The following is a 1,393-nucleotide window of genomic DNA, read 5'->3' as shown; positions in this document are numbered from 1 at the left end:
GCGGCTGATGGTACACCGAATACGAAGCTGAGCGCTGGCGGGCGCGCTGCCAGTACCGCCTCGACTTGCTCGCCGTAATCTTGACCGAAGTGGGTTGGCACTGATGGTCGACCCACGCCGAGGGCGTCATAGAAAGGTTGCAGCCGCGCGAGAGCGCCGTCGAGCTCCTCCGCGCTGGCTGTCGGTTCCGGCCCGTCGTTGACCCATAAATTGATAGAGAAAGGCTTGTCGGTCTGCGCTCGGATGTCCTCGACGACTGCGCCAATCTGCGCCGGAGGCAAGGCGTTGGCCCCATAAGAGCCGAGACCGCCGGCATTCGAGACCTTTGCCGCTAGCCTCGTTGAAGAAAGGCCGCCGCCGAATGGTCCTTGGACAATTGGAAAAGTGATGTGAATTTTTTTTAGTGAAAGTTGTTTGAGTCCACATGCCGCGCTCACCGCAATACTTGGCGGCAAGGTAGTGTTCCAACCTGCGCGGCGCAACCTCTTTGTATCAGCGGCAAACCAGGCGCAGACAGCTGAGATTCTTGGGCGATGTCCAGCCCAGCGACGAGGGGCGCGTCCAACCGCACTAGCCAGATCGGGCAGCAGATCGTCGAGCGACAGCTCAACATCGCGCCGGCGCTCACGATTTGGCCGGGTTCGCACTGCTCCTTTGCTCCCGATCAAAGCACGCCTACCGACTACGCGATGAGCGATTCCTTCCAGGCCGCACTCGATCGCTTCCGTCAGATATCTGGTCCGCGACCGGTCCTGATGTGCGCCGAAAGGCGATGGACCGACTGTCACAGGAAAATCTTAGCAGACTACCTGATTGCCGCCGGCCACCAAGTCGAGCATCTGATCGGCGCGGCGACACACAAGGACGGGCGGCTCACTTCGTTTGCAAAATGCAATGAAGATGGGGCGATCTGTTATCCCGCCTCTACCGGGCAGCTTCGGCTAGATCTTTGACTTGTCTCCCGGGTAGATCTCGCCCGCTGGTGCCGCGCCCGGAATGGCTCGGATTATTGCCCCGAGTACAATGTATCGATTGCATGGGCCGCATCGGCGATCGATGATGATATCGATGCCGCGCGGGCGGCGTGTTTGTGCGGCGACATGGTCGTGACTTATGACTGGCTTACTCTCGGCGTGGCGGCGAGCGGCGTATTCGCAATTGGCTTCATGAAAGGCGCGTTCGGCGGCGGCTTCGCAATCATAGGCATTCCGCTTCTGGCACTCGTGATGGATCCGATTGTGGCAGGCAGCTTGCTCGCGCCACTTTTCATTGCCATGGACCTGTTCGCGCTGCGCTACTGGAAGCCGACGACGTGGTCAAAACCCGACCTCCTCGCATTGCTTCCGGGCCTAGTCGTCGGCATCGGGCTCGGCGCCTACGTTTTGAAAGGCTT

General features: G+C 60.0%; 3 protein-coding genes. 2 read left to right on the top strand and 1 reads right to left on the bottom strand.

Going from position 1 to position 1,393, the window contains the following annotated elements:
- On the bottom strand, positions 1-455 hold a 455-nt coding region (locus tag AC629_RS44135; RefSeq protein WP_210419247.1), incomplete at its 3' end, for a nitronate monooxygenase.
- 234 nt (positions 456-689) lie between these two features.
- Here AC629_RS44135 and AC629_RS49675 point away from each other — a divergent pair.
- Both AC629_RS49675 and AC629_RS44125 read left to right on the top strand, forming a co-directional pair.
- Positions 690-953 carry a DUF488 domain-containing protein gene (locus AC629_RS49675; RefSeq protein ID WP_245332212.1) on the top strand — a complete coding sequence of 88 codons (264 nt, stop codon included), beginning with the start codon at positions 690-692 and terminating at the stop codon, positions 951-953.
- Between the two features lie 147 nt (positions 954-1,100).
- A partial coding sequence (locus AC629_RS44125) for a TSUP family transporter (RefSeq protein WP_168195769.1) occupies positions 1,101-1,393 on the top strand: 293 nt, incomplete at its 3' end.

Source organism: Bradyrhizobium sp. NAS80.1, assembly GCF_001908205.1.
Classification (GTDB): domain Bacteria; phylum Pseudomonadota; class Alphaproteobacteria; order Rhizobiales; family Xanthobacteraceae; genus Bradyrhizobium.
The sequence above is the reverse complement of the archived record's forward strand: the minus strand, read 5'-3'. Positions and strand labels throughout refer to the sequence as shown.

What these genes read in the sequence shown, in the direction of transcription:
- AC629_RS49675 (WP_245332212.1), top strand. Translation starts at nt 690, where the DNA reads ATGAGCGATTCCTTCCAGGCCGCACTCGATCGCTTCCGTCAGATATCT.